This is a genomic window from Flavobacterium olei (assembly GCF_039749035.1).
Lineage (GTDB): Bacteria > Bacteroidota > Bacteroidia > Flavobacteriales > Flavobacteriaceae > Flavobacterium > Flavobacterium olei.
The window spans coordinates 383,627-406,125 of the sequence record NZ_JBDKWC010000003.1 but is presented as its reverse complement, the minus strand read 5'-3'; the positions used below and the strand labels follow the sequence as shown (position 1 = coordinate 406,125).

Genomic DNA, 22,499 nt, shown 5'->3' with positions numbered 1-22,499 from the left:
CGCTCAGCCTGACATTGAAAATGTTGAAATATAAAGAAGAATAAAATCTATTGCAAAAAACAAACAATATGAAAAAGCTATCTCTACTTATTCTCCTTTTCGGAATTACTTCAATGGGATTTTCCCAATTGAAAAGTATTGCTTTTGAAGAAATAGAAAACTTACAGAAAATTCAACAGAGAAAAGTTGTCGTTTTCATTCATACCGATTGGTGTCAGTTTTGTCAGCGAATGAAAAGCGCGACTTTCAAAAATCAGGAAATCATACAGCAATTAAATGACGATTTTTATTTTATTGATTTTAATGCTGAAGAAAAACGGGATATTTCTTTTCAAAACAAGACATTCCAATTCAACCCAACAGGAATAATGTTGGAGTTCACGAGTTGGCTTTACAGCTGGGAACCATCAATAAACAAATTACATATCCGGTTTTGTGTGTCCTCAATGAGAAGAATGAAATTATTTTTCAGTACAATAATTATCTAAGCCAACGAGATTTTAAACAGCTTTTGGAAAAACTAAAAGAATAAAATTCCTATTTTTGAGAATGAATTCTTCGCAAATCCCACATTTCGATTACATTTTTACCGGAACCGGACTGGCATCTTTAATGACAGTTTATAAAATGATTTTGTCTAAAAAGTTTACAGACAAGTCCATTTTGCTTTTAGATGAAAATGCTAAAAAAGAAAATGACAGAACCTGGTGTTTTTGGGGAAAAGAAGAAACGGTTTGGGATTCGGTTATTTTCAATAAATGGGACTCAGCGCTTTTTGCCAATGAAACATTTAATCGCGATTTGGCGTTGACACCTTATCAATACAATCAAATTCGCGGATTGGATTTCTATAACCTTGTTTTTGATGCCATTTCAAAACAGTCTAATATTACTTTTTTAACTGAAAAAGTAACCGATATCAACGAACTCGAAACACATGTTTTTGTAGGAACCGATCATAATCGATTTACTTGTACTTACTTGTTCAATAGCATTTATACTAAAGCTTCCGCCGAAAGGCAAACAAAATATCCTGTTTTGCAACAGCATTTTATTGGCTGGTTTGTCAAATCTGAAAAAGAAGTTTTCGATCCTGAACAGGCAACTTTTATGGATTTTTCGGTAGAACAAAAAGGCAATACCCGTTTTATGTACGTTTTGCCCAATTCAAAAACCGAGGCTTTGGTAGAGTATACTTTGTTTTCTGAGAAGTTACTTTTAAAGGAGGAATACGAAGATGAGATTCAAAAATACTTAAAAAAATTAGGTGCAATCGAATATCAGATTCTCGAAAAGGAGCAGGGAAGTATCCCGATGACTTGTTTTCCTTTCTGGAAAAAGAATACGAAACGTGTTTTAAATATTGGAACTGCCGGTGGCTGGACCAAGGCGAGTACCGGTTATACTTTTAAAAATTCCGACAAAAAATCTTCGGAATTGGTAAAATTTATTCAAAGGGAAGAATTTAAAATGAAGGATTTTCATAAAAAAAACCGATTCTGGTATTATGATTTACTGCTTTTGGATATTTTGTACCGCCAAAATGAACTGGGAAGTTCGATATTTTCTTCCTTGTTTAAAAAAGGAAGTCCAGCTTTGATTTTCAAGTTTTTGGATGAAGAAACTTCTTTAGCTGAAGATTTTAAAGTCATTTGGAAATGTCCTAAACTTCCTTTTATAAAAGCCTTATTTCGAAATTTAATTAAATAATTAGTAAATATTATTCGACTAAAAATAGGTAACCCATTTTTTCAGAATAATGCTGTAGCTAAAAAGTGACTTATTCTTTTATTCTAATAACTTCTTGTGGCAATAAAAAACAGTGTTAGTATTTAAGTTTGCAGACATCATCGATTTATAACGATAATAAACAGCAAATTAAATGGGAATTACAAAGCGTTTAAAATTTGATGCCGAAACAGAAATAGTTGGTAAAATCTGCAAAGCTTTGGGGCATCCGACAAGAATTCAGATAATGGCACTTTTGTGGAAGAGAAATAACAGAACTTGTGGCGAAATTGTTGAACAGATTCCATTAGCCCAATCGACCATTTCGAAGCATTTGCTGGAATTAAAGAAAGCAAATCTTGTAAATATTCAATATAAAGGCAAAACAACGATTTACTCCATTGAATTAGTAAATATGCAGATTCTTAAAAAATATTTTACCAGTTATTTATCGACCATCGAAATTGCAGAGCAAAATAAATCTACTGTTTTAAACACGCATCATAAACAAGGGAGAAAGTCGTATTTGCGACAGTATAATTATCAGTTTCCGATTAGAAATAAAGCCATAATTCATTCAACCAACGAGTTAGTTACAAATGAAAAATGATTTTGGAATTTAAAATTTATTATAGAACTATAACAAAACTTTATACTTCAAATTAACTAGTTGCGGGTAAACTTTGTAACTTTGCAGATCAAAAGTAAAATTTAAAAACATTCGATATGTATCCAGAAGAAATGGTAAAACCGATGCAGGCAGAACTTACTGCTGCAGGTTTTCAAGATTTACATAGTGCAGAAGCTGTAGATAATGCTATCAAAGCCGAAGGTACCACGTTAGTAGTTGTGAACTCAGTTTGCGGATGCGCGGCAAGAAATGCACGTCCGGGAGCAAAAATGAGTTTAGACGGAGCTAAAAAACCAGATCACTTAATTACTGTTTTTGCTGGTGTTGACAAAGAAGCTGTTGATGCTGCAAGACAACATATGTTTCCTTTCCCTCCATCATCGCCATCTATGGCTTTGTTTAAAAACGGAGAATTGGTTCACATGTTAGAGCGTCACCACATCGAAGGTCGTCCGGCAGAATTAATCGCTGAGAATTTGCAGGATGCGTTTAATGAGTATTGCTAAATAAGGGACAAAGATTCAAAGGTACAGAGGTACAAAGATTGAAAAAGCACTATAATTTATAGTGCTTTTTTTATATAATATTTATAGACTTTTGTCTCTTTGTACCTTCATCCCTTTGTTCCTGAGTAAAACCTTTGTCGCTTTGTAACTTTGCAACTTTGAACCTTTTTTCATACTTTTGCAAAAATATTCTAAACTTAAAAACTGTTTATAGCATGCAACTGTACAACACTTTAAGCGCAGAAGAAAGAGCCATCATGATCGATGATGCCGGTAAACAACGTCTTACGTTGTCTTTCTATGCGTATGCCAAAATTCAAGATCCTAAAAAATTTCGCGACGATTTATTTATTGCCTGGAACGCACTCGATGCCCTTGGCCGAATTTATGTTGCCCACGAAGGAATAAATGCTCAAATGAGTATTCCGGAAGAAAATCTGGAGGCTTTTAGAGCAACTCTGGAAGAGTATGATTTTATGCAAGGCATTCGTCTGAATGAAGCAGTAGAACACGATGACCATTCGTTTTTAAAATTAACCATCAAAGTACGTGACAAAATTGTTGCCGACGGTCTTAACGACGATACTTTTGATGTGACCAATATTGGAGTTCACCTGAAAGCTAAAGAATTCAACGATATCTTAGAGGATCCAAATACGATTGTAGTAGACTTTAGAAATCATTACGAAAGTGAAGTTGGGCATTTTAAAGGCGCCATTACTCCGGATGTGGAGACTTTTAGAGAAAGTTTGCCCATTATCAACGAGCAGCTAAAAGATCATAAAGACGATAAAAATCTTGTCATGTATTGCACAGGCGGAATTCGTTGCGAGAAAGCAAGCGCGTACTTTAAACATCAGGGATTTAAAAATGTATATCAGCTGGAAGGCGGAATTATCAATTACAAAAAACAGCTTGAAGAAGAAGGCTTGGAAAGTAAATTCATTGGTAAAAACTTTGTATTTGATAATCGTCTGGGCGAAAGAATTACAGACGATATTATTTCGCAATGCCACCAATGCGGAAAACCTTGCGACAATCACACCAATTGCGAAAATGACGGTTGCCATTTGCTTTTCATTCAATGTGACGAATGTAAAGCTGCTATGGAAAACTGCTGTTCTACAGAATGTCTGGAAGTGATTCACATGCCTTTGGTTGATCAGGTTCGATTGAGAACCGGAAAACAAGTTGGAAATAAAGTGTTCAGAAAAGGAAAATCTGAAAACTTAAAATTCAAACATTCAGGCGAATTAACAGATACGGCTTTGGCTCCTGCCGAAAAACCATCAGACATTCGTCAGAAAATAAAAGTGAAGAAAGTACTTCTTGGAAAAGCGGAACATTACTACGTAAAAGCTCAGGTTGGACAATTTATTATTGAGAATCAGGAATTAAAAGTGGGAGATAAAATCTTAATTTCCGGACCAACTACAGGAAATCAGGAAATGGTTTTAGAAAAAATGATTGTTAACGGTACAGAGACTCAATCTACTAAAATTGGAGATAAAGTTACTTTTGAAGTTCCATTTCGTATTCGTTTGTCAGATAAATTGTATAAAATTGTAAATTAGCTTTTTTTAAAAGTTAATTTACATGTCTCAGCATTCCTTTACTAAATTATGGGTTCACGCTATTTGGTCTACAAAGAACCGTGAAGAGTTAATTGATGACTCTATTGAAAGAAAATTGTATAATTATATTCATGATGAATTAATTAGCCTTGGCTGTCCAGTTAGAATTATTAATGGAATGCCAGATCATGTGCATGTGTTATTTTTATTAAATCCCAAAAAGCTGTATCAGATATACTTAAGCAAATTAAAGGAAGTTCTTCTCATTTTGTAAATGGGTCAAATCTTATTCTTCAAAAATTTGCCTGGCAAGCTGGCTTTGCTGCTTTTGCAGTTAGCGAGTCTCAATTAGATGCCGTTTTTAATTATATAAAAATCAAAAACAGCATCATCTTAAAAAGAATGGAGAACGGGAATTTGATGAATTTATACAATTACATGGATTTGTAAAGAAATAAATTCTTTACGATATGTCCCCGTGGTTGAAACCAAGGGATATATTTAAAAAAACGATATCACAAATACATGTAAAACATAACCAATGATTTCAATCATTGGGACGTAATATAAATCCTTTGCGATGTGTCCCCGTGGTTGAAACCACGGGCTATATAAAAAACGATACCACAAATAAATGTAAAACATAGCCAATGCTTTCAATAATTGGGACGTAATATAAATCCTTTGCAATGTGTTTCCGCGGTTGAAGCCAAGAGCTATATTATAAAAGATACCACAAATACATGTAAAACATAGCCAATGATTTCAATCATTGGGACGTAATATAAATCCTTTGCGATGTGTCCCCATGGTTGACACCACGGGCTATATAAAAAAAACCATACTACATATAAATGTAAAACATAGCCAATGATTTCAATCATTGGGATGTAATATAAATCCTATACGATGTGTTTCCCGTGGTTGAAACCACGGGCTATGTTTAACAACATACTACCAAATATTTTTTAGAACATAAACTATGATTTAAATCATAGGAATGTAATCTATCACCACATTATTTTTGCGCATTGTTAAACGACGATATTCGAAAAAAGAAAATAACTAGTGGTTTCAATACTGGAACAGATTACAAACAATGACACTTACCAATAAAATCGAACTCATGGCTCCTGCTGGAAGCTTTGAGTCATTACAGGCAGCGCTGGATAATGGAGCAGATTCTATTTACTTTGGCGTAGAACAGCTCAACATGCGCGCGCGTTCTACAGTAAATTTTTCTATAGATGATTTGCCGGAAATTGCCCGTCGATGCGAAATGAAAAATGTTCGAAGTTATCTGACTTTAAACACCATTATTTACGATCACGATTTAACAGTTGTAAAGACACTTTTGACAAAAGCCAAAGACGCCAATATTACAGCAGTAATTGCTTCTGACCAGGCCGTAATTGCGATGGCGAAATCTATTGCAATAGAAGTGCATATTTCGACACAATTAAACATTACCAATATCGAAACCATTAAATTTTACAGTTTATTTGCTGATACAATGGTTTTAAGCAGGGAATTAAGTCTGCGTCAGGTTAAGAAAATTACAGATCAGATCAGGAAGGAAGATATCAAAGGTCCGAACGGAAATTTAGTCGAAATCGAAATTTTCGGGCACGGCGCTTTATGCATGGCGGTTTCGGGCAAATGTTATTTGAGTCTGCACTCACACAATTCGTCTGCCAATCGTGGTGCCTGCAAACAAAATTGCCGAAAAAAATATACCGTTATCGATCAGGAAACCGGTTTCGAAATCGAATTGGACAACGAATACATGATGTCACCAAAAGACTTGTGTACCTTGGATTTTCTGGATCAGGTTATAGATTCAGGAATTCAGGTCTTAAAATTAGAAGGTCGCGGCCGTGCGCCCGAATATGTGGCTACAGTAACCAAAACCTATCGTGAAGCTATTGACGCTTATTATGATGGTAGTTTTTCGAAAGAAAAGATTGAGGTTTGGATGGAAGATTTAAATACAGTTTACAATCGTGGTTTCTGGTCAGGCTATTATCTGGGTCAGGAATTAGGGGAGTGGAGTGACATTTCGGGCTCTGCTGCCACTCAGAAAAAAGTGTATGTGGGAAAAGGAACCCATTATTTCCCAAAAGCAGAAGTTGGCCAATTTAAAATAGAAGCTTATGATATTAAAATCGGGGATAAAATTTTGGTAACCGGCCCAAGTACCGGAGCTCAGGAAATGATTATTGATGAGATGTTTGTAAATGATATGTCCGCAGAAAAAGCCTCGAAAGGTGATGAATTCAGTTTGAAATTGCCATTCAGAATCAGAATGTCTGATAAATTATATAAAATTGTTGAGGCGTAATGATTGTTATCACATTACAAAGAGATAAATGCATTGGCTGTAATTACTGTGTGGAAATGGATCCGGTTCATTTTCAAATGTCAAGAAAAGACGGAAAATCTGTTTTGATTCATTCGCAGAACGCAAAAGGATTTTACACCTTGAAATCACCAAATCATGTCATTGCTGAAAGTTGTGAACGGGCAGCGAAAGCCTGTCCGGTTAAGATTATTACGGTTAAAGAAATTTGATTAAAAATAAATAACCCTGCTTGCATGGTAACAAACAGGGTTTTTGTCTATAATAAAAACCTGGAATCGTTATTATTAAATTCCAAACTGTGCATTTATATTATGTTTGTCTACATACGCTTTTGCGACATTCATTAATTTTGTGAATTTAGCATCAATCTCTGTTCGTGTTGAAGCATCAAAATCGACTATTGCTTTTTCTATTTGTTCAGACGATGCTTTATCATCTTTCATTTTGGCAATTGGCAGATAACCTTCTTTTTGTTTGGCAATAGCATAGGTAAATAAATCTTTAGAAGCCTGAAGAAGTTCTTTGTTGTCATCGTCTTCATTTATTTCCTTGATCCTCCCGAGTTGCTTTTCCAGGTTTTCAATATTAAATTTGAAATAGTCATAATAAGATGAGGTAACCATCTTTTTTTGGCTCTCGTTATAAATCTGAGGCTCAGATTGGAGCTTTTCGCTGATTTCCTTACTTCCAAAACGGGATAACAGATTGCTGTTTAGAGCTGCTATTTCAAAAGTTTTTTCCGGAGAAAGATTTGTACAAGATGTAAAAGTCATACTTCCGGTAATTACTAATACCATTACCGCGCATGTATTTAAGATTTTTTTCATTTTAATAGTTTGTTATTTAGGCTTTTAATATTTTACTTTTTTCTAAATCAAATTCTTCCGAAGTTAAGATTCCGGCATCCAAAAGTTCTTTCAAATCTAATAGTGCTTTTTTCTTTACTTCCATCGAATTGGATGCATCTGCTTTTAGAGTTTCTTTTTTATGAATTGGCGTGACAACCGTTTCTGATGGGGCATATTTCAAAATCAATTCAGTAATTTCATTGAAGCCTTTCACATTCGAATAATCTATCGCTTTTTGTTCTTTTACGTTTACTATCGCAGCGTCGGCCTTATTTTCCAATAAATATTTAACGACGTCTTTCTTTCCGTTTGCAGCACTGTAATGTAAAGGTGTATTTCCAGATTCGTCCTGAATGTTAATGTTCGCTCCGGCCTCAATCAATAATTTTACCATACTCAGATTGCCTTTTTTGGTAGCAACATGCAAAAGACTTTCTCCGCCGTAATTGTAGGAACTGTTTAATGTAAAACTCGATTCGTTTGAAATATTGGTCGCGCTCACAATCCAGTCCAGATAATCATTCATAGAAGTAGTATCTCCTGCAACCGGTTTGCTGTAATTTACGTCAACTCCGTTTTCAAGGAATAAAGACACAATTTCCTTTTGATTATTCGCGCAGGCGTACCAAACTGGAGAGTAACCGTTATTGTTTGAAGCGAAAAAATCTGCGCCTCTTTCTACCAGCAATTTTGCCAGCATCCTGTTGGTTTCGTAACAGGCGATCAAAAGTGTATTTTCGCCCGAATGATTGGCGTGATTGATATTTGCTCCATTATCCAACAGCAGGGTTACCATCGGGATCGATTTGGTATAGCAGGCATAAATCAACGGAGTGTTTCCTTGTTTGTCGGTCACGTTTATATCGGCCCCATTATCCAAAAGCAACTGTATAATTTCTCTGTTTAGCTTTGCTGACGCCAATAAAAGCGGTGTCTCTCCGTTGTTATTCAGTAGATTAACATCGGCCCCTGCTTCAAGCAACTTTGTTGCAATTTCAATTTGAGCAGTCTGAACGACCAAATGCAACAGACTGTTTCCGTATTTGTCGTTTTTGGTAATTTCGGCTCCATTATCTAAAAGATACAATGCCGTTTGCTTTTGTTTTTGAAGACAGGCGAAGTATAAAGGGGTTTCTCCCTGATGATCTTCGTAATTAAGATCGGCACCGTCTTCAATCAAAATTTTTACGATATCCAGATATCCACGATGTGCTGCATAATGAAGTGCCGTTCTGCCTCTTTCATCAGTATATTTTACATCTACTTCTTTATTCTGAAGCAATAATTCGGCTATTTTTCGATTACCGTTTTCACAGGCAATTATAAATGACATTGACATGAATTTTCTTTTTAGTAAATGATCGTTTTATTGTTTCATTAAAAGTTCCACGGTTTTGATTTTCAGATTATCACCGGAAGCCAGCATCAAAGCGGTTTCATCTTTATCATTGGTAATGGAAATATCTGCACCATGTTCTAATAGTAATTTTGCTTTTCTGTAGGTTTCTTTTGCCATTTCAGCGTCGTAATTGACATTGTAAGCGCAAACTTTATGTAGAATTGTATTTCCCTGATTGTCCTGTTCGTTCACGTCCGGTGAAGCATTTTCTAATACCGATTTTAAAATATCCGATTTCTTTTCTACAACAAAATCAATCCCCGATTTCGGCTGTCCGTAATATTGCGCACAGAAGTTAAGATCGGCACCATCGGCCACTAAACGTTCTAAAAATTTGATGTCCGTGGGAGAACCCGAAATAGTGCTGATAAAATTAGTCAGTAAAGTGCGTCCGTCTTTGTTGACAATATTAAAATCAGGTGAAGAAACAGCTGCTAAAGCATCATACATATCAAACGAAAACTGTTCTGCAACGGCATAATAAAAAGCCGTATTATTGCTATTGTCAGTTTCGTTAGGATCGGCGCCGTTTTCCAGTAAAAAAGGAATTAATTCTTTTCTGTTTCGCTTTACAGCGGCCATTAATGGGGTTGTGCCCACAATATTTTTTTCGTTGATGTCAATCCCATGATCTAGAAGAATCGAGATGTATTCTTTTACTTTTCCGACTTCCTGTCCATAGCTGCTTATTACTTTGTAGATGAAATTTTCTCCGGCGTTATTTTTATACTGAACATTAGCGCCAAAATCTTCAATGAGAATTTTAATAACTTTTGGCGAAGCACCATTCTCAAAAAAATAACCTAGCAAAGTCTGATCGCTTATTTCATCATTGATATTTTCCACTTTGGACATCAATTCTTTAAAAAAAGAAATGGAATCGTCATCCTCTTTTAAAGACCGCATTAGCGGACTAAATATTGATTTGTCAAAATTATCCAGTTCATATATATCTGTTTCGATAAAGCCGGCTTTTATTAGTTTTTCTATGAAGTCGATTTCTTTTGCTTCAATAATTTTTGACGCTATCTGCGAAAAGTTGTTTTTAAGATATTGTTCGTTAAAACTTTCTCCGTTATTCAGGCATTCTCTGGCCTCGTCAAATTTTCCCTGAAAAAGGAAACTTTCAATCTGGTTTGGTGTTTGCATTGGAAATATATTTAAAAAATGAATTATACATCTAAACTGTGTTATTACTTGCAGTTACTGCCATTCAAAAATGAGATGTAAGATAAAACATAAAAATCGTAAATATATTTCAGGATAAAAAGTAAAAGTTTTCTTTTATCGCCTGAGATTTACACATGCAAGGTTTTTTAAAGGAATATTTGGTTTTTAAAGAAAAATCTTATAATCAAAATACTAATCAGACTCACTTTTTTATTTAACAGCCCTTTAGATTTAATCCATAAATACGCAAATAAAAAAAATACTATCTTTACCGATCAAACGTTTATGAACTTAAGTCGCACTTGTGTGACACTACATATATAATTATGGCATGTACAAGTTGTTCAACCTCAGATGGTGGCGCACCAAAAGGTTGTAAAAATAATGGGACTTGCGGCACCGATAGCTGCAATAAACTGACGGTTTTTGACTGGCTTTCGAACATGAGCCCGTCAAATGGAGAGCCTGTTTTTGATTGTGTTGAGGTTCGTTTTAAAAACGGACGTAAGGAATTTTTTAGAAATTCAGAAAAATTAACTTTAAGTATTGGCGATATTGTGGCAACAGTCGCTTCGCCAGGACATGATATAGGAATTGTGACTCTTACAGGAGAATTGGTAAAAATTCAAATGAAGAAAAAAGGAGCAAATCCGGATAGTAATGAAGTTCCTAAAATTTACAGAAAAGCATCGCAAAAAGATATCGATATATGGTCTGTGGCGCGTGATCGTGAAGAACCAATGAAAGTTCGTGCACGTGAACTGGCCATTCAGCATAAGCTGGAAATGAAAATTTCTGATATCGAATTTCAGGGCGACGGGTCTAAAGCAACATTCTACTATACTGCAAATGACAGAGTCGATTTTAGAATGCTGATTAAGGATTTTGCAAAAGAATTCAGCACAAGAGTAGAGATGAAACAGGTCGGTTTCCGTCAGGAAGCGGCTCGTTTAGGTGGAGTTGGTTCATGTGGACGTGAACTTTGCTGCTCAACCTGGCTGACTGATTTCAGAAGTGTTAATACTTCTGCGGCACGTTACCAGCAATTGTCCCTAAATCCTCAGAAATTAGCAGGACAATGCGGAAAATTAAAATGTTGTCTTAACTATGAGTTAGACACTTACATGGACGCTCTTAAAGATTTCCCGGATTACGATACTAAATTAGTAACCGAAAAGGGAGATGCCATTTGCCAGAAACAAGATATTTTCAAAGGTTTAATGTGGTTTGCTTATACCAACAATTTTGCCAACTGGCATGTTTTGAAAATTGATCAGGTAAAAGAAATTATTGCTGAAAATAAACAGAAAAACAAAGTTTCTTCTCTGGAAGATTTCGCTGTCGAAGTAATTGCAGAACCTGAAAAAGATTTCAATAACGCAATGGGGCAGGAAAGTTTAACCCGTTTTGATCAGCCAAAGAGAAAGAAAAAGCCAAATCGCAAGCGTAAACCAAACGCTGAAGCGGCCATTGTTGCAGCTCCGCAAAAACCGCAACAGGATAAAAATCACAATAACGCAAAACCTGCGGGGAATAATAATCCGAACAATGGGAATGCGATTAAGCCAAACAATCCGAACAAGCAAAATCATAAGAAAAAGAATAATTCGAATAAGTCAAACAATTCGAATAATCCAAATTCAAATGAAACAAAACCTGCTGAACCCAGAAAACCAATAATTATTAAAAATGAGAATAAAAAATAGCGGAATTCTTCTTTTGGCAGCCGTACTTCTTTTTTCTTGTGATAAAAAAAGAGTATTTGACGAATATAAATCTGTTGGAAGTGCCTGGCACAAAGACAGTATTGTAACTTTTGATCTGCCGGTTTTAGATTCTACAAAAAAATACAATCTTTTTGTAAACATTAGGGACAACAACAATTACCCGTTTAATAATTTGTTTTTAATTGTAGCTATCGAGACGCCCAGCGGCTTCACAAAAGTAGATACTTTACAATATCAAATGGCAGAACCTGATGGTACTTTAATGGGAAATGGGTTTACAGATATTAAAGAAAGTAAGCTTTATTATAAAGAAGATGTGAGATTTAAAGGAAAATACAAAGTTCACATTAAACAAGCGGTAAGACAATCGGGTAAAATTCCGGGTGTTGAAGCTTTAGAAGGAATTACAGACGTTGGTTTTAGAATAGAACAAAAAGATTAGATAAATAGTTATGGCTGCTAAAAAAAACAATCCATCCAAAAACGTTAAGGATATTAATTATTACAAAAAGAAATTTTGGCGCGTTTTTGCTTACTCATTATTAGGCGTTTTAGCTTTCTTTTTATTTGCTTCATGGGGTATATTTGGATCGATGCCTTCATTTGAAGACTTAGAAAACCCAGATTCCAACCTGGCCACAGAAATCATTTCTTCTGATGGTGTTGTAATTGGTAAATATTTCAAAACCAACAGATCACAGCTTAAATATTCAGATTTGCCAAAGAATTTGGTTGAAGCATTGGTTGCAACTGAAGATGCACGTTTTTACGAACATTCGGGTATTGACGGACGCGGAACTTTACGTGCTGTCTTTACTTTAGGGACAAACGGAGGTGCCAGTACTCTGACACAACAATTAGCAAAACAATTATTTCATGGTGAAGGTTCTAAGTTTTTGCCTTTTAGAATTGTACAAAAAATTAAGGAATGGATTATTGCCATTCGTCTGGAAAGACAATATACCAAAAATGAAATTTTGGCAATGTACTGTAACGTATATGACTTCGGAAATTATTCTGTTGGAGTAAGTTCTGCAGCTCAGACTTATTTTTCTAAAGAACCAAAAGATCTAACTGTAGACGAATCGGCTATTCTGGTTGGTATGTTTAAAAACTCCGGATTATACAATCCCGTGAGAAATCCGGAAGGGGTAAAAAATCGCCGTAATGTGGTTTTATCTCAGATGGAAAAAGCAAAAATGATTTCAGAGGCTGAAAAAGAAAGACTTCAGAAGTTGCCTATCGCCCTAAAATTTAAATTGGAAAGTCATCGTGAAGGTATGGCCACTTATTTTAGAGAATATCTTCGTGATTATATGAAGAAATGGGTAGCCGAAAATAAAAAGCCTGATGGTTCTGATTATGATATTTATAAAGATGGTTTAAAAATCTACACTACAATCGATTCCAGAATGCAGACTTATGCAGAAGAAGCGGTAGCGGCACACATGAAAAACCTGCAGCAACAGTTTTTTATTGAAATGAAAACCAATAAAAATGCACCTTTCGTTAATATCACACAAGCTGAGACGGAAAGGATTATGATGCAGGCCATGAAAAACTCTGTTCGTTGGGCGCAAATGAAAGATATGGACAAAAGTGAAGACGATATCATTGCTTCTTTCAAAGTAAAAACTAAGATGCGAATCTTTACCTGGAAAGGAGAGCGCGACACCATCATGACACCGCTTGATTCTATTCGTTATTACAAACACTTTTTACAATCGGGTCTTATGGCGATGGAACCACAAACCGGAGCAATTAAAGCCTGGGTTGGAGGTATCAATTACAAATATTTTCAATACGATCACGTAGGACAGGGAGCAAGACAGGTTGGTTCTACTTTTAAACCGTTTGTTTACGCTACGGCGATAGAAGAGTTGAATATGTCTCCTTGCGATTCGATCCTGGATGGTCCTTTTATGATTCACAAAGGTCGTCACCACGTTACAGAAGACTGGGAACCAAGAAACTCAGACAACAGATACCGCGGAATGGTTACTTTAAAACAAGGTCTGGCGAATTCTATTAATACGGTTTCAGCTAAATTAATTGATAGAACAGGTCCTGAAGCAGTTGTTGAATTAACTAAAAAATTAGGAGTAAAAACAGAAATTCCGGTTCAGCCATCTATCGCCTTAGGAGCTGTAGATATTACTGTTGAAGATATGGTGGCAGCTTACAGCACCTTTGCCAATCAGGGTGTTTATGTAAAACCACAATTTTTAAGCAGAATCGAGAATAAAAGCGGCGAGGTGATTTATGAGCCAATTCCTGAATCTCATGACGTTTTAAATAAAGATATTGCTTTTGCAGTTATTAAATTACTTCAGGGAGTTACAGAAACCGGTTCAGGAGCACGTTTGCGTACGCAGGGCGGTGGAAGCGGAGACAACCGCTGGACAGGATATCCTTACATGTTTACCAACGCAATTGCCGGTAAAACGGGAACAACTCAAAATCAGTCAGACGGTTGGTTTATGGGAATGGTTCCAAACTTAGTAACGGGTGTCTGGGTTGGATGTGAAGACCGTTCAGCTCGTTTTAAAAGTTTAACTTACGGTCAGGGAGCAACAGCTGCACTGCCTGTTTGGGGTTATTTTATGAAACTGTGTTATGGGGACAAAAATCTTCAGGTTTCTAAATCTGATTTTGAGCGTCCGGCTAATCTTTCTATTAAAGTAGATTGCTACTCAAGACCAGCCGTTGTAAAAGATACCACTGCAACCGAACAAAATACAGATGAGTTCGAATTGTAACCTTGTTGCAATATATAATTTCTAATTAAAATCCCTTTATTATTCTTTCTGCAAGATCAATAAAGGGATTTTTCTTTGGTTTTATTTTTTTACGAAATCGTTATAAATTAATCAGAATATCTTATTTTTATCAAAATTAAACAGCGATAAACAGAGTTTGTTATGATAACAAAAAAAGTAGATAATGTACAGGAGGCAATTGCGGGAATCACAAACGGCATGACAATCATGTTTGGCGGATTCGGTTTGTGTGGTATTCCTGAAAATACTATTGCAGCATTGGTTAATACTTCTATTTCAGATTTAACCTGTATTTCTAACAATGCCGGAGTCGATGATTTCGGATTGGGTTTATTATTACAGAAAAAGCAGATAAAAAAAATGATTTCGTCGTATGTGGGTGAAAATGCCGAATTTGAACGCCAGATGCTTTCCGGAGAATTAGAAGTAGAGTTAACGCCTCAGGGCACATTAGCAGAACGTTGCCGTGCAGCTCAGGCCGGAATTCCTGCTTTTTTTACTCCTGCAGGTTATGGAACTGAAGTTGCCGAAGGAAAGGAAGCACGAGAATTCAATGGAAAAATGCACATTATGGAAGAAGCTTTTAAAGCTGATTTTGCGATTGTTAAAGCCTGGAAAGGTGATGAAGCAGGAAATCTTATTTTTAAAGGAACTGCCAGAAACTTTAACGCATGTATGGCCGGAGCTGGAAAAGTTACCATTGCCGAAGTCGAAGAGTTGGTTCCCGTTGGGACTTTAGATCCAAATCAGATTCATATTCCCGGAATTATGGTGCAGCGTATTTTTCAGGGTGAGAAATTTGAAAAACGTATCGAACAACGCACCGTGCGTCAGAGGTAAATTAGATAATTTGAAAATTAGACAATTAGATAATGCTTTAAGTAATGAGGAAATTATCTAATCATCAAATTGACCAATTGACACATTAATAATGGACAAATTTAAAAAATGAGAAGACTTTTTTATATCCTGCTGTTTTCATGTACTTCTTTTCAGATGTTTGCTCAAACAATCAATGAATTAAGAGAGGAATTGAATCAGATTATAAAAACAAAAAAGGCTACAGTTGGAATTTCTATAAAAGGAATTGAAAATAAGGATACATTAAGTATTAATGGAGATTTAAAAGCACCTTTGATGAGTGTTTTTAAGTTTCATATTGCGTTAACTGTTTTAAACAAGGTCGACGAAGGCAAGCTTTCATTAGAACAAAAAATATTTATTAAGAATAAAAATCTTCATGAAGACACATGGAGTCCGATGAAGGAAGATTTTCCTGAGGGAAATATGTATTTAACTCTGGATAAATTGCTTCGATATACCGTTTCGCATAGTGATAATAACGGCTGCGATATTTTGATCGATTTAGTTGGAGGAACAAGTGTTGTGCAGAAGTTTATTAACAAACAAGGAATTAAGGACTTCGTAATCAAAGTTAACGAAGAACAAATGAAAAGCTGGAAAAAGTTGTATGTGAATACCACAACTCCTTTGGCGACAACAGAATTATTGGAGAAGTTCTATAAGGGGCAAATCTTAAAAGAAAACACTACAAAGTATCTGTATCAAATCATGGTTGAAACATCACGAGGTTTGACCTGGATGAAAGCTGGACTTCCTGAGAATACAGAAGTGGCGCACAGAACAGGGATTTCCGGAACAAACGATGCAAATCTAAGAGTAGCGATGAATGACGTTGGAATTGTAAAACTTCCTAATGGAAAACATTTTATTCTTTCGGTTTATTTAAAAGAAATTACAGAAACAAAAGAAGATACAGAAAAAATAATCGCAGACATTGCTAGCGCAACCTGGGATTATTTTGTTGCAAAGAACTAGATAATTGAGATAATTTGTCAATTAGATAATTGTAGGCATGCTTGAAATTATCTAATTATCAAATTGACACATTAACGAATTAAGAAAATATGTTAACAAAAGAAGATATTGCAAAACGAATTGCAAAAGAAGTAAAAGACCGCTATTTCGTAAATCTGGGAATCGGAATTCCTACTTTGGTTGCAAATTATGTCAGAGAAGATATTGCAGTTGAGTTTCAAAGTGAAAACGGTGTTCTTGGTATGGGACCTTTTCCTTTTGAAGGTGAAGAAGATCCAGATATTATCAATGCAGGGAAACAAACGATAACCACACTTCCAGGAGCAAGTTTTTTTGATTCGGCCTTTAGTTTCGGAATGATTCGAAGCCAAAAAGTAGATTTAACGATTCTTGGCGCAATGGAAGTTTCTGAAAATGGAGATATCGCCAACTGGAAAATTCCGGGCAAAATGGTAAAAGGGATGGGAGGCGCAATGGATTTGGTGGCTTCCGCCGAAAATATTATCGTTGCCATGATGCACGTCAACAAAGCGGGCGAATCTAAAATCTTAAAAAAATGCACTTTGCCATTAACGGGTGTAGGATGTGTTAAAAAGGTAGTAACAGAGCTTGCGGTTCTCGAAGTAACCGAAAAAGGTTTTAAACTCTTAGAACGCGCGCCAGGCGTGTCAGTCGAGCACATTGTAGAATCAACAGAAGCGGATTTGATTATTGAAGGCGAAATACCGGAAATGAGGATTTAATTTAGGTTCAAAGACTCAAAGCTGCAAAGGCTCAAAGTTTAAAACTATAAACATTTCACCATAAAAAGGAAAAACCGCTATTTTAGCGGTTTTCCTTTTTTATTATTTAATAAGTTCTTAAACTTTGAACCTTTGTCCCTCTGAGGCTGTGAACCTATAAAAAAAACTTTAATTCAAATTAAAAGAAGCTCCTAAACTAAAAGTAGCCTGATTATTTAAATGATAAAAGGGTTGGTCGTTTGTTCCGTATTTTGCTATTGGAAATCCGATTTCTGTGAAAACTCCAAATCCGTCCGTAAAGAAATAGCGTCCGCCAACATGAGCACCAAAGTTGTGTAAACCTAGACTTAAACCAGGGTATACATCCAATTGTTCCACTCCAATTACACTGGACAAATTAGCATTAATTCTTGCTTTTGCATCAAAACGATCACCAAAATCCGGCTTTGCATCAGTATAAGCAGAAGTATTTCCATGATAAAAACCATTGAAGTTGTCAACGCCTAATAAATAGTTTGCAACAAATCCGAAAGAAAAGTTTTCTCCCAGACCAAAATCTACAGAACCCTGAATTCCAGAACCTCCATCTTGTAAATTTGCACCAACGTTTACTCTTGTGTCACCTTTCCCAGTAAAAGCCTGTTGTGCATTTACAAATCCGAATGATACCAGAAATAAAAGTGTAATAACCTTTTTCATAAATTTTAAATATTAATTATTTTGCAGGGCAAATTTAATTTTTAAATAAATTAATTCCTACCCTTTTCATTAAAATACAGTTCATTTAACGGTTCGCTTTGCCAGTATTCTTTGGTGTCCACGTCTAAAATTGTAAGCGGGCCGCGAAATGCAGCGCCGGTATCGACATTCCAGACGCAGGCTTTGTTCACAGGAACTGTTTTTCCGATTCGGGTAACAGGCGTATGACCGATATAAACTTCTTTATAAACGGTAAAACGTTTCGGATAGTGCACATCATCTTCTTTTAATTTTGGGTCCAAAGAAAGCGCAGACTCCCAAAGCGTTCTGTCCCAATAAAATAGTTTAGGAAAATATTCCCATTTTACACCATTTAAATTGGTGAATCCGGCATGGACGAACAGACGGTTCTGATCATCAAGATAGTAATCCTGAAGATTTTCCAGAAATTCGATATGGGTTCTTTTCTTGTCTTCAGAAATTTTGGAATATCCTTCCATTGTTGCTTTTCCGCCATGCTTGTACCACATTTCTTCATCAAAATCATCATTTCTCTCTTCGAGCCAGTCCAATGCCAACTGATCGTGATTTCCTCGTATGAAGATGCAGTTTTGTTTGCTTTTTAATGCAATCAGATAATCGATTACTTCAACAGACTGACTCCAGCCGTCAACATAGTCGCCAAGAAATATAAGAGTATCTTCTGTAGTCACCCCGGCTCTTTGCATAACTTGTTCCAGTGCAAGTAATCCGCCGTGAATGTCGCCTATAACAAATGTTCGCATATTTAATTTTTCGTGTAGAAGAACAAAAATAACAAGAATAATTGGTTTGAAGCAACCGAATCTGCATTCTTTAAAAATTGATATTAATTATAACAAGCCGCAGCGTTTTTTTTATGGCATTACTCTTTAAATTTGTAGCATGTCTGACACACCAACATATCGCAAAATTATTCATATTGATATGGATGCCTTTTACGCATCGGTAGAGCAAATGGACAATCCTGAATTGCGCGGAAAACCACTGGCGGTTGGCGGCTCTGAGAACAGAGGAGTAGTTGCCGCAGCCAGTTATGAGGCCAGAAAATTTGGTGTAAGAAGTGCACTTAGCGGAGCGTTGGCTAAGAAATATTGTCCGGAAATTATTTTCGTCAGACCAAGATTTGACCGTTACAAGGAGATTTCGGCGAAAATTCATAAGATCTTTAATGAATATACCGATTTGGTCGAACCACTTTCGCTTGACGAAGCATATTTAGATGTCACCAAAAACAAAAAAGGAAATCCGAGTGCAAGTTTACTGGCTCAGGAAATCCGGTCCAGAATTTTTAATGAAGTGGGTTTAACGGCATCGGCCGGAATATCTGTAAATAAATTTGTCGCGAAAATTGCCAGTGATTACAACAAGCCAAACGGACAAAAAACCGTTAATCCGGATGAAGTAGAATCTTTTCTGGAAGAATTGCCTATTCGTAAATTTTACGGAGTGGGAAAGGTGACCACAGAAAAAATGTATCAGCTCGGTATTTTTACCGGAACAGACCTAAAAAGTAAATCCTTGGAGTTTCTGGAAAAACATTTCGGAAAATCGGGAACATTCTATTATCATGTAGTTCGGGGTATTCACAACAGTGAAGTAAAATCGTCCAGAATTGCCAAATCTGTCGCAGCAGAACATACCTTTGATGTTAATTTATCTTCCGAAGTTTTTATGATGGAGCAGCTCGAAAAGATTGCAGTTTCATTAGAAAAGCGTTTGCAAAGACACAACATTTCTGGTAAAACGATTACGCTTAAGATTAAATACAGCGATTTTTCGCAGCAGACCCGAAGTAAAACCCTGCCATATTTTATTGCTGATAAAAGTTTAATACTCGAGAACGTCGAGGAATTATTGTATCAGGAAAAAATGAAAGATTCTGTACGGCTGCTGGGAATTTCGTTGAGCAATTTGAATACCGAAATAAAAAAAGCAGTAGTGGTACAGTTAAAATTTACATTCTGAGCGCTTTTTAAAAGCTAAAAATAAGGTTTTCCAGATACAGATAGGATTTTTCGCCTATCTTTGAATAAACGATTTATTGCTCATTTAAAACATTTTATATGAAAAATAAAAGTCCCGAAGATGTTTTGCAAAGACATACAGTGCCCATCCATGCATGGGACTTTCACTATGAATATTTAAACGAACTCAAAGCGTTAACTGCTGATTTGAAAAAAGTAAGGGAAATTTCGAATGAGTTTGCCTGGAATAAGAAGAAACTTGATATTGAGGAGCGAATAAAGGATGAAGTGGTAGTGATTACCGATCTGGATCTTAAAATAGTTTTCGCTTCAAGCGGAATAAAAAAAATGACGGGTTACAAAGAAGAGGAGATTTTAGGAAAAACCCCAAGAATGTTCCAGGGCCCGGCGACGTCAAAAAAGGATCTAAAGGAAATTAGTGAAGCTGTTAAGCTGCAGGTTCCGTTTGAAAAAACACTTGAAAATTACCGGAAAAATGGGCAAACCTATAAATGCAGGATTAATGGTTTTCCTGTTTTTAACCTAAAAGGAGAAATGTCTCATTTTATAGCTTTTGAGAAACAGGATATTAGTGCGTGAAGTAAGCTTACGCTTCAAAGGTACAAAGTTACAAAGGTTCAGAGGTTCAGAGGTTCAGAGGTTCAGAGGTTCAGAGGTGCAAAGCTTTAAGCAATAAGACTGAAAGTTTTAATAAAAATAAAACCGCCATTTGGCGGTTTTTATTTTTTATTATATGTAAGTTCTTTTTTCCTCTGAACCTTTGTCCCTCTGAACCTTTGCCCCTTTAAAAAAAACTATAAATTGGCAAAAAAATCATTTCCTTTATCATCGGTAATAATAAATGCAGGGAAATCTTTAACGGTAATTTTACGAACGGCTTCCATTCCTAATTCTTCAAAATCAACAACTTCTACTTTAAGGATGTTATCCTGAGCCAGAATAGCGGCCGGACCTCCGATGGAGCCTAAATAAAATCCGCCGTATTTGTTGCAGGCATCCGTAACTTGTTTGGTACGGTTTCCTTTTGCCAGCATAATCATACTTCCGCCATTTTTCTGGAATTCATCTACATAAACATCCATACGGCCGGCAGTTGTTGGTCCGAAACTTCCTGAAGCCATTCCGTCTGGAGTTTTAGCAGGACCGGCATAATAAACCGGATGATTTTTAAAATATTCCGGCATAGGTTTTCCGGCGTCCAGCATTTCTTTAATTTTTGCATGCGCTATATCACGGGCAACAATTACGGTTCCGTTTAGTTTTAAACGTGTTTTAACCGGATATTGAGATAGTTGGGCCAGCATATCTGCCATTGGCTGATTTAAATCAATTTCAACAGGAGCTTCTAAATGCGGAGCAGTTTCGGGTAAAAATTGTTTCGGATTCACTTCCAACTGTTCAACGAAAATTCCGTCTTTCGTAATTTTTCCTTTAATATTTCTGTCCGCAGAGCAAGAAACGCCTAATCCAACCGGACAAGAAGCTGCGTGACGCGGCAAACGAATTACACGTACATCGTGTGTAAAGTATTTTCCTCCAAACTGTGCTCCAATTGCACTTTCCTGACAGATTTTCTGCACTCTTTCTTCCCATTCATGGTCACGAAAAGCCTGACCGGCCATGTTTCCTGTTGTAGGAAGATGATCGTAATATCCTGCAGAGGCTTTCTTTACAGCACTTAGGTTCGCTTCCGCGGAAGTTCCGCCGATAACTAAAGCCAGGTGATAAGGAGGGCAGGCAGATGTTCCTAAATCTTTGATTTTTGTGCGAATAAATTCATCCAGGGATTTTTCATTCAGCAAAGACTTGGTTTGTTGGTATAAGTAGGTTTTGTTGGCAGATCCACCACCTTTTGCCATAAACAAAAAGTCGTATGAAGTGCCTTTTTTAGCATAAATATCAATTTGTGCAGGAAGATTTGATCCTGAATTTTTTTCTTCAAACATCGAAATCGGAACAATTTGAGAATACCGCAAGTTTCTTTTTTGATAGGTATTGAAAATTCCACGGCTTAACCATTCTGCATCATCAACACCGGTAAAGATGCTTTCTCCTTTTTTGGCCATAACAATGGCAGTTCCGGTATCCTGACAACTCGGCAACTGACCTTCTGCAGCTACAGAAGCATTTTGTAGTAAATTGTAGGCTACAAAACGATCATTATCTGTCGCTTCCGGATCGTCAAGAATTTTTCTTAGTTTTTGCAAATGACTCGTTCTCAACATAAACGAAACATCTGTCAAGGCTTCTTCAGCCAATAATTCTAAACCTTTTGGATCAACGGTCAAAACTTCACGTTCTCCAAATTGTTCCACTTTTACAAAATCAGAGGTGATCTTGCGATATTGGGTATCATCTTTCAGGATCGGATAAGGATCCTGGTATATAAAATCAATCATTATTTTGTTTTTTGCAAATTTAGAAATTATTTAGCAAAGAAAGAATTTGAATAAGGTCTGGTTTAAA

The 22,499-nt window shown here is 36.1% G+C and carries 21 protein-coding genes and 1 pseudogene; 16 read left to right on the top strand and 6 right to left on the bottom strand.

Going from position 1 to position 22,499, the window contains the following annotated elements:
• The first annotated feature begins 68 nt into the window (after nucleotides 1–68).
• From ABEB31_RS09470 to ABEB31_RS09430, 8 genes and pseudogenes are all read left to right on the top strand, one after another.
• Nucleotides 69–488, top strand: a complete 420-nt coding sequence (locus tag ABEB31_RS09470) for a thioredoxin family protein (protein WP_347051272.1) — start codon at nucleotides 69–71, stop codon at nucleotides 486–488.
• A 61-nt stretch (nucleotides 489–549) separates the two neighbouring features.
• Entirely contained in the window at nucleotides 550–1,710 is a 1,161-nt protein-coding gene (locus ABEB31_RS09465; RefSeq protein WP_347051270.1) for a lycopene cyclase family protein, read from the top strand.
• Nucleotides 1,711–1,882: 172 nt separating this feature from the next.
• Nucleotides 1,883–2,338, top strand: a complete 456-nt coding sequence (locus ABEB31_RS09460; RefSeq protein ID WP_347051268.1) for an ArsR/SmtB family transcription factor — start codon at nucleotides 1,883–1,885, stop codon at nucleotides 2,336–2,338.
• Nucleotides 2,339–2,454: 116 nt separating this feature from the next.
• Complete coding sequence (locus ABEB31_RS09455) at nucleotides 2,455–2,865, top strand: BrxA/BrxB family bacilliredoxin (protein ID WP_347051267.1); 411 nt, start codon at nucleotides 2,455–2,457, stop codon at nucleotides 2,863–2,865.
• A gap of 215 nt (nucleotides 2,866–3,080) precedes the next feature.
• The gene (gene trhO / locus ABEB31_RS09450; RefSeq protein ID WP_347051265.1) at nucleotides 3,081–4,439 is read left to right on the top strand and encodes an oxygen-dependent tRNA uridine(34) hydroxylase TrhO; all 1,359 of its coding nucleotides are present in this window, start codon (nucleotides 3,081–3,083) and stop codon (nucleotides 4,437–4,439) included.
• A gap of 22 nt (nucleotides 4,440–4,461) precedes the next feature.
• Nucleotides 4,462–4,889 (top strand): annotated as a pseudogene (gene tnpA / locus ABEB31_RS21695) (IS200/IS605 family transposase).
• Nucleotides 4,890–5,538: 649 nt separating this feature from the next.
• Nucleotides 5,539–6,780 carry a peptidase U32 family protein gene (locus ABEB31_RS09435; protein WP_347051262.1) on the top strand — a complete coding sequence of 414 codons (1,242 nt, stop codon included), beginning with the start codon at nucleotides 5,539–5,541 and terminating at the stop codon, nucleotides 6,778–6,780.
• Nucleotides 6,780–7,010 carry a ferredoxin gene (locus ABEB31_RS09430; protein WP_347051260.1) on the top strand — a complete coding sequence of 77 codons (231 nt, stop codon included), beginning with the start codon at nucleotides 6,780–6,782 and terminating at the stop codon, nucleotides 7,008–7,010. Before ABEB31_RS09435 ends, ABEB31_RS09430 begins: the two co-directional genes overlap by 1 nt.
• A 75-nt stretch (nucleotides 7,011–7,085) precedes the next feature.
• Here ABEB31_RS09430 and ABEB31_RS09425 read toward each other — a convergent pair whose 3' ends face one another.
• The 3 genes from ABEB31_RS09425 to ABEB31_RS09415 are packed head-to-tail and all read right to left on the bottom strand — an operon-like array spanning nucleotide 7,086 to nucleotide 10,197.
• Entirely contained in the window at nucleotides 7,086–7,628 is a 543-nt protein-coding gene (locus ABEB31_RS09425) for a hypothetical protein (protein ID WP_347051258.1), read from the bottom strand.
• Between the two features lie 16 nt (nucleotides 7,629–7,644).
• Nucleotides 7,645–8,982, bottom strand: coding sequence for an ankyrin repeat domain-containing protein (locus ABEB31_RS09420; RefSeq protein WP_347051257.1), 1,338 nt, complete (start codon nucleotides 8,980–8,982; stop codon nucleotides 7,645–7,647).
• 33 nt (nucleotides 8,983–9,015) lie between these two features.
• Complete coding sequence (locus ABEB31_RS09415; protein ID WP_347051255.1) at nucleotides 9,016–10,197, bottom strand: ankyrin repeat domain-containing protein; 1,182 nt, start codon at nucleotides 10,195–10,197, stop codon at nucleotides 9,016–9,018.
• Nucleotides 10,198–10,544: 347 nt separating this feature from the next.
• Here ABEB31_RS09415 and ABEB31_RS09410 point away from each other — a divergent pair, with 347 nt between their 5' ends.
• The 6 genes from ABEB31_RS09410 to ABEB31_RS09385 all read left to right on the top strand — a co-directional run bounded on the left by ABEB31_RS09410 (nucleotide 10,545) and on the right by ABEB31_RS09385 (nucleotide 17,307).
• Nucleotides 10,545–11,924 (top strand): PSP1 domain-containing protein, encoded by a 1,380-nt coding sequence (locus ABEB31_RS09410; protein ID WP_347051253.1) that lies wholly within the window; start codon nucleotides 10,545–10,547, stop codon nucleotides 11,922–11,924.
• Nucleotides 11,908–12,387, top strand: a complete 480-nt coding sequence (locus tag ABEB31_RS09405; protein ID WP_347051252.1) for a gliding motility lipoprotein GldH — start codon at nucleotides 11,908–11,910, stop codon at nucleotides 12,385–12,387. The genes ABEB31_RS09410 and ABEB31_RS09405 overlap by 17 nt, the downstream gene beginning before the upstream one ends.
• Before the next feature lie 10 nt (nucleotides 12,388–12,397).
• Nucleotides 12,398–14,704 carry a penicillin-binding protein 1A gene (locus ABEB31_RS09400; RefSeq protein WP_347051250.1) on the top strand — a complete coding sequence of 769 codons (2,307 nt, stop codon included), beginning with the start codon at nucleotides 12,398–12,400 and terminating at the stop codon, nucleotides 14,702–14,704.
• A gap of 162 nt (nucleotides 14,705–14,866) precedes the next feature.
• Nucleotides 14,867–15,565, top strand: coding sequence for a CoA transferase subunit A (locus tag ABEB31_RS09395; RefSeq protein ID WP_347051248.1), 699 nt, complete (start codon nucleotides 14,867–14,869; stop codon nucleotides 15,563–15,565).
• A gap of 108 nt (nucleotides 15,566–15,673) precedes the next feature.
• Nucleotides 15,674–16,564: a class A beta-lactamase, subclass A2 gene (gene bla, locus ABEB31_RS09390; RefSeq protein WP_430408229.1), complete on the top strand. Its 891-nt coding sequence runs from the start codon at nucleotides 15,674–15,676 to the stop codon at nucleotides 16,562–16,564.
• Between the two features lie 89 nt (nucleotides 16,565–16,653).
• Nucleotides 16,654–17,307, top strand: a complete 654-nt coding sequence (locus ABEB31_RS09385; protein WP_347051247.1) for a CoA transferase subunit B — start codon at nucleotides 16,654–16,656, stop codon at nucleotides 17,305–17,307.
• A 168-nt stretch (nucleotides 17,308–17,475) separates the two neighbouring features.
• Here the strand turns inward: ABEB31_RS09385 and ABEB31_RS09380 are convergent, their stop codons facing one another.
• Together ABEB31_RS09380 and ABEB31_RS09375 are read right to left on the bottom strand one after the other, a co-directional pair.
• Nucleotides 17,476–18,006 (bottom strand): DUF6646 family protein, encoded by a 531-nt coding sequence (locus ABEB31_RS09380; protein ID WP_347051245.1) that lies wholly within the window; start codon nucleotides 18,004–18,006, stop codon nucleotides 17,476–17,478.
• 50 nt (nucleotides 18,007–18,056) lie between these two features.
• Nucleotides 18,057–18,791, bottom strand: coding sequence for a metallophosphoesterase family protein (locus tag ABEB31_RS09375; protein WP_347051244.1), 735 nt, complete (start codon nucleotides 18,789–18,791; stop codon nucleotides 18,057–18,059).
• Nucleotides 18,792–18,930: 139 nt separating this feature from the next.
• Between ABEB31_RS09375 and dinB the strand changes: the two genes are divergently transcribed.
• Together dinB and ABEB31_RS09365 are read left to right on the top strand one after the other, a co-directional pair.
• Nucleotides 18,931–20,013, top strand: coding sequence for a DNA polymerase IV (dinB, locus tag ABEB31_RS09370; RefSeq protein ID WP_347051242.1), 1,083 nt, complete (start codon nucleotides 18,931–18,933; stop codon nucleotides 20,011–20,013).
• A gap of 98 nt (nucleotides 20,014–20,111) precedes the next feature.
• A complete protein-coding gene (locus tag ABEB31_RS09365) occupies nucleotides 20,112–20,612 on the top strand; it encodes a PAS domain-containing protein (protein ID WP_347051241.1) in 501 nt (166 codons plus the stop codon).
• Between the two features lie 215 nt (nucleotides 20,613–20,827).
• Here ABEB31_RS09365 and ABEB31_RS09360 read toward each other — a convergent pair whose 3' ends face one another.
• On the bottom strand, nucleotides 20,828–22,432 hold the full coding sequence (locus ABEB31_RS09360; RefSeq protein ID WP_347051239.1) for a fumarate hydratase: 1,605 nt from the start codon (nucleotides 22,430–22,432) through the stop codon (nucleotides 20,828–20,830).
• Between the last annotated feature and the right edge of the window lie 67 nt (nucleotides 22,433–22,499).